Source organism: Thauera sp., from assembly GCF_035444905.1.
Taxonomy (GTDB): domain Bacteria; phylum Pseudomonadota; class Gammaproteobacteria; order Burkholderiales; family Rhodocyclaceae; genus Thauera.
The window spans coordinates 1-6,267 of record NZ_DAOMPS010000106.1 but is presented as its reverse complement, the minus strand read 5'-3'; the positions used below and the strand labels follow the sequence as shown (position 1 = coordinate 6,267).

The window sequence follows — 6,267 nt, the reverse complement described above, 5'->3', positions numbered from 1 at the left end:
CGTCCGGGAAAGCCTTGCCAGTGCTCGGATCTGGCTAAATCAACAGCCTGTTAAGGAGGAATTGGGGGCTGACCGCAGTTGAGAGCGCGCCTCGATACTCAAAGACGGGTGGCATCCATGGGAACAAAACGGGGCTACCATTGAGCCACGCGAGTGCAGTACTCGGGCACATTACAGGCATTGCGCCAGCCGACCTGGAGACGGGTCCCAAAGCTGCAACCCGGCAAGGACCAAAGCACCATGAACACCGATCTCGACCAGCGCATCACCTTCAATCCACGTCAGTGCGGCGGGCAGGCGTGTATTCGAGGGCTTCGGATCCGGGTGACGGACATCCTCGAAATGCTTGCCCAAGGCGTTGACCACGCCGAGATCCTGGCGGACTTCCCTGACCTCGAAGCCGCAGACATCCTGGCCTGCCTGCATTTCGCCGCCAAGCGCGCGAGCATCGCGCGACTCGCCGCATGATCTTCTGGTTGGACGCGCAATCAAGAATGAATGGGGTCAGACCCCAACGACACCACCAACTACACCAACCATGCAGCACGAGCGCACAGCACGCTAGCTCGCCGACTTCATCGAGACCGGGCTCTGTCCCCACCGATCACGAACGCCGGCTCCGGCCCCGCCAGCGTCGCGTTGACCATGCTTGCGCGCGGGCTGGAGACCTCCAGTTCGAAGGCATGCCAACCTGTGGCCAGGGGTAGCGCAAAGCGCGTGGTCTGGTGGCCGCCGGCACCCGCGGCCACATGCAGCGGCACGAAGGCCTGATCACCGACGCGCAAGGCCACCGTGCCGCGCGTATCCACGTCCAGCTCGTACAAGCCGTCGGCCTTGACCTCGAAGGCGCCGGCAAACAGCAAGCGCGCCGCCTTACCCACGTTCATTTCGCGTGGCAGGCGCTTCCCCAGCCCCTCCACGCGCGTCTCCTGCGCCGGCTGCCCAACGTGCTCCACGCGGAGCGTCAGGCCGGCCGTCTCGGCAACGACCGCCGCTTCACCGGCAGCCGAAGTGCCGCTCACGGACGCAGGCAGCAAAGGCGGCAGCGTCACCATCACCGGCAGCGCCGCGCTGCGGGCCTCGGGTCCAGCCGACCACTCCGCCACTGCGCGCAAGCTCACCTCCCCCAGCCCCAGCCTTGCAGCCGGCACCGACGCCTGCCAGCGCCCATCCCGCACCGGCGCCTCGGCCAGCAGTCGCCCCAGATGCTCGATCCGCACCCAGCTCGCACCAGCCGCCTCGCCGGCAAGCCTCAGCGCGTCATCCCAGGCGACCGACGCCGGCGGCGCGATCACCGAAACGCGGCGGCCGGCGTTATCCACCCACAGCACCTGTCGCACATAGGAGCGCGTCTCGATCGCGCCCGCCTCCACCGCCACCACTCGCAGCTCATGGGCGCCGTCGGCCAGCGTCCGCGTATCCAGCAACAGCCCTTCATCCGGCGCCGCGTTGCCAAGGGGCAGCCCGTTCACCCACCACTCCAGGCGCTCGATCGGCCGTCCAGGCGCCTCGCGCACCCGCGCCTGTAAGCGCAGCACGCCGGCTACTGCGCCCTCGGGCTGCCCAGCAGCCTCCAGTCCCGGCAGCGACACCTGCGCAAACTGCGCAAACGGCCGCGCCAGCGGGTCGCCCACCACCAGCAACTGATAGGGCGACAACACGCTCAGGTAGAAGGCCTCGGCCAGCGACACACCGTCCGCGTAATGCACATGCAGCTGCGGCAGCGGAAACTTCTCGACCAGGGCATAGGGTTCGCGCACCGCCCCGCTCGACCCCGCCGCGCCGTGGCGCAGAAACTCGCTCAGCTTGGTTTGCGGAAAATGGCCAAAATGCCCGCCGTAGCTGGTCAGCGACTCGGCGATCGCGCCGGGCAGGAAAACACTCATCGAACTCGCCCAGTCAAAATCCCGCGTTCCTGCCACCAATCCGATCACATCGTCCTTGCCGCGCGGCTCTCTCCCATTCTGCCCACGCTGCCCGCCCGGCAGCAGCTCGGCCCGACGCCCGCGCGCCTCAAGTGCCGCGATTGTGGACGCAAACAGGTGCTGGCGCGTACGGCTGCGGATGTCGGTGTTCTGCATCAGATACACCGTACCCGCCGGCTGCAGGCCATCGCTTGCCGCCGCCCGCGTCAGATAGCGCTCGATCTCGGGCACGCTGTTGCCGCGCAGGCTGGTGTAACCCAGCATCACCGCCAAACGGTAGCGATCGGAGTCGTCCATCCCCGCCGGCCCGGGTCCGCGCCCCCAGCGATAGCGGGCACGAAATCCCCGTGCCCCCTCCAGCCGCAGGTCCGGCACCGGCGTCACCACCGCATCGTGCTCTCCGCCGGCCCGGCTCGACAGCTGGCCAGGCGGCATACCCACCGGGCGGCGCGCATAGTGGTTGGCGTACGGCGCCAGATAATCCACCTGCCCCGCCTCCACCTTGCGCGCAAAGAAGCTCATCCCGGTCAGCGAGCCGCCCTCGCCGCGCAACTTGTCCCTCTTCAGCCCGTGCGCAGCCTCGTCCGCGCGAAAATCCACCGCATACGGAAAGCCCGCCGAGTACGCGAGCAGGTCGATCTCATGCGCCAGCCCGGTCGCCGCCAAATGTTCACGAACAGGCGCCAGCACCTGACGGCGAAACGCCTCGACCGCAATCGTGTCCCCTGCAGGCAAACCCTCGAGCCACACCACATGGTGCTCGGGAATGTCGCGCAGGCGGATCCAGGTATTGGCAACCTGCAGCGACGCCGGCGAGTCCGCATTGACCACCAGCAAGGTCGTCTCAGGGCCGCCGCCTGCGTTCGCCGCCGGCACCGATAGCCCCACAAGCAAGCCGATCACCCACCGCCCGCCTCGGCACCACACCGTCACTGCGCCCTCCAGCAAGACCATCTGATGTCCGACGCCAATCAGGCATCGCCTGCAGCACACCTTAGGTGCGATCATGCCGAGCATCAAGCACGCCCTCAGGGGCAAGGAAGGCCGCCAGACAGTCGTGTCCTTTCCAGATGCATACTCCGCCCCCGGCACCCCATCGCTACGAAAGCTCCAGCCCGCAATGAAACTGCTACACCTCGTCGGCGGCTACCCGATCGGCACTCATCCCTTCGTCCTGTGGCAGGTGAACGGAACACTCGAGCTCGGCCATTCGGTCGCGGTGCTGGCGGCAAACGAGGGCAACACGGCCGGGCGAGCGCTGGCCCGCGAGCTGCAACTACCGGATGGCATCTGCACCTACGCTGACGCCCGCAAGTATCCGCTGCTCACCCTCAACCCGCGTCGCTTCCTGCCCAGCGTGTCGCGCGCCGCCAACCGGGCGCGCTATGGCCGGCTGCTCGCCGAGCAGCGCAAGAGTTTCTTCAGCGACCTGCTCACCCGGCCCGACTTGCGCGACATCGACGTCGTCCAGTCACATTTCGCCAGTTGGGCGATTGATGTCGGCCTGCCGCTGGCCCGGCTACTGCAAAAGCCTTGCGTCGTCACCGCGCACACGGCGATCGACGAGACCCCGACCGACTGGCTCCATCACCTGCAGGACGAGGCCGATGCGATCGTCCTCGTCAGCGACGGCGACCTGCGCGCCTTCGCCGACCGAACAGGGCGCAGCGACAAGCTGCATCGGGTCTGGAACGGCGTCCCGCTGCCAGCGTGCCCGCCGGACCGCCATCGCACGACGCGCCGGGGCCGCCTGCGCCTGGTCAGCGCGGGCCGCCTCGACCCCGCCAAGCGCATGCTCGATGTCGTCGATGCCGTCGCCCTGCTGGCGAGCAACGGCATCGACTGCGAACTCAGCATCTTTGGCGAGGGCGCCGAGCGTGATGCACTCGAAGCGCGTATCCGCAACACCGGCATGATCGAGCGCATCCGGCTCGAGGGCTCGGTGCCCCATGCCCAGCTCATGACCGAACTTTCTGCGGCCGACCTCTTCCTGCATGCCTCTGCGGTGGAATCCTTTGGCATGGTGATGGTAGAAGCCATGTCGGCAGGCCTTCCGGTCGTCGCTGCCGCCTCGACCGGGGCACGCGAGATCGTGACGAATGGCGAAACCGGCCTGCTGTTCGAAGTCGGCGACGTGACAGGCTTGGTGGCAGGCGTACGCCTTCTGGCCCATGATTCGACACGGCGCATGACGATGGGCGATGCCGCCCGGCAGTCCGTGGCAGAGCGGTTTTCGCTCGAAGCCCATCTGCGCGCCATGAATTCGCTGTGGCAAGCGCTCGCAGCCCGTTGACCCACCGCCTCAGACCGCATACCCCCGCACACCCCCGCACACCCGCATGCGTCCCCAACCCATGAGCCACAAGCCAGCAAAACCGGTCATCTGCTTCATCACCGGCAGCGCAGGCGACTGGGGGGGCGCCAGCCGTGTCCTCTACACCAATCTGCGCCAGCTCGACCGCAGCCGCATCGAGCCGATCCTGCTGCTGCCGCGCGACGGTCCGATCGTGCCCGAGTTGCAGCGCCTCGGCCTGCGTTACCACATCTGGGGCAGCCCCACCGAGCCCGGCAACCGGCTCGCCTTCCTGCGCGCCTTGTTGCGTACGGTGTTGTTATTCCGCCGCGAAAAGGTCCGGCTCGTCCACTTCAACAACCGCCCCTGGCGTCCGGCCGAAGCCCTGGCGGCACGCCTGCTCGGCATCCCCATCCTGCTTCACTTCCACGTCGTCAACGAAGCGGTCAGCCCGGTCATCCGCTGGGCCAGCGGCGTGGTGGTCGTGTCCGAGTTCGTGGCCCAGGCATCGCTGCCCCCCGAGTTGCCCAAACACGTCGTACACAACCCGGTCGACCTGCACAGATTCGACCAGGGGCGCCCCCTGCGCGAAGCGCTGGGCATCGCCCGGGACAAGCTCGTGGTGAGCTTCGTCGGCCAGATTCGCGACATCAAGGGGGTGCAGGACTTCATCGCCATGGCACGGCTCATCGACGACCCCGCGCTGGTCTTCCTCATCGCCGGCGAATGCCGCGACCCCAGAACCTTTGCCGGCGCCTACAGCGAGGACGATCTGAGCACCATGATCGGCGGCGACGCGCGCATCCGCTACATCGGCTACATCGACCGCGTGGAAGACGTCTATGCCAGCTCGGACATCGTCGTCGTCCCCTCGCGCTGGCAGGAGCCGCTCGGGCTCATCGCCATCGAGGCGGGCGCCTGCGGCAAGCCGGTCATCGCCACGCATGTCGGCGGCCTGCCCGAGATCATCGAAGACGGGCGCACAGGGTATCTGGTGGATGCGCAATCTCCCGCCACACTGGCCGAACGCGTCAAATTCCTCATCGCCAACCCCGCCCAACACGCACAGATGGGCGCCGCAGCGCGCGAGCGCATCGTCCGCCAGTTCGCTGCGAAACCAGTCGCGGCCTTCGAGGAGGTGCTCGTTCGCCATGCCAAACCCGACGCGGCCCGATGACGACACCCGCTCCCCGGCTCCCGGCCCGAGCGACTAGACTGACGGCCTTCGCGTGAGCCGTGCACAGCCGCCCACTGACCCCGCCTTCCCGCCTCCAACCCAGCCGCCCTCCATGTCCGACCTCCTGATCAAGATCGACAAGACTCTCCGCTACCACGCTGGCCGCGCCCAGCGCGCACTGCGTGCCTGCTTGTGGAACCTTCGCCGTCCCGCCGCCGACCGCCCCGTCATCGTCCTCGGCTGCTCGCGCGCCGGCACCACGGTGGTCTACAAGACGCTGTCCGAATCCCCCGAGCTCGGCACCCTGCAGCGCGAGACGCACGACTTCTGGGTCGACCTCCACCCGCTCGACGAAAAGCACTGGAATACCCACGCCCTCGACGCCGCCGACGCGAGCCCCCAGGACCGCGACCACGTCGCGCGCTACTTCTACACCTGGACCGGCCGCCACCGCTGGGTGGACAAGAACAACCAGAACGGCCTGTGCGTGCCCTACCTGCGCGCGCTGTTCCCCGACGCCATCTTCGTCTTTGTGAAGCGCGAGCCCGGCGACAACATCAACTCGCTCATCGAGGGCTGGGGCAAGCCCGACAAGTACGCCACCTGGAGCGGCGTCTTCCCCGAGACCGTCGCTATCGACAGGGGCCGCTACACGCGCTGGTGCTTCTTTCTCGCCGAGGGCTGGCGCGACTACCTGCGCGCCCCCATCGAGGACGTCGCCGCCTTCCAGTACCAGGCCATTAACCGCGCCATCCTCGACGCCCGCGCCAGCGTGCCCGCCGGCCAGTGGGTGGAAGTGTTCTACGAAGACCTGGTGCGCGACCCGGTCGCCGGCTATCAGAAGCTCTACGCCGACTGCGGCCTCGCCTTCA

5 protein-coding genes are annotated in these 6,267 nt (G+C 67.6%); 4 read left to right on the top strand and 1 reads right to left on the bottom strand.

Annotated features, from left to right (window positions below):
• Positions 1–240 precede the first annotated feature (240 nt).
• A complete protein-coding gene (locus PLC66_RS21985) occupies positions 241–468 on the top strand; it encodes a DUF433 domain-containing protein (RefSeq protein WP_324544323.1) in 228 nt (75 codons plus the stop codon).
• 107 nt (positions 469–575) lie between these two features.
• Here the strand turns inward: PLC66_RS21985 and PLC66_RS21980 are convergent, their stop codons facing one another.
• Entirely contained in the window at positions 576–2,942 is a 2,367-nt protein-coding gene (locus PLC66_RS21980; RefSeq protein ID WP_324544322.1) for a hypothetical protein, read from the bottom strand.
• A gap of 103 nt (positions 2,943–3,045) precedes the next feature.
• Between PLC66_RS21980 and PLC66_RS21975 the strand changes: the two genes are divergently transcribed.
• From PLC66_RS21975 to PLC66_RS21965, 3 genes are all read left to right on the top strand, one after another.
• Positions 3,046–4,218 (top strand): glycosyltransferase family 4 protein, encoded by a 1,173-nt coding sequence (locus tag PLC66_RS21975; RefSeq protein WP_324544321.1) that lies wholly within the window; start codon positions 3,046–3,048, stop codon positions 4,216–4,218.
• A gap of 61 nt (positions 4,219–4,279) precedes the next feature.
• On the top strand, positions 4,280–5,395 hold the full coding sequence (locus PLC66_RS21970; RefSeq protein WP_324544320.1) for a glycosyltransferase family 4 protein: 1,116 nt from the start codon (positions 4,280–4,282) through the stop codon (positions 5,393–5,395).
• A 112-nt stretch (positions 5,396–5,507) separates the two neighbouring features.
• On the top strand, positions 5,508–6,267 hold a 760-nt coding region (locus PLC66_RS21965; RefSeq protein ID WP_324544319.1), incomplete at its 3' end, for a sulfotransferase family protein.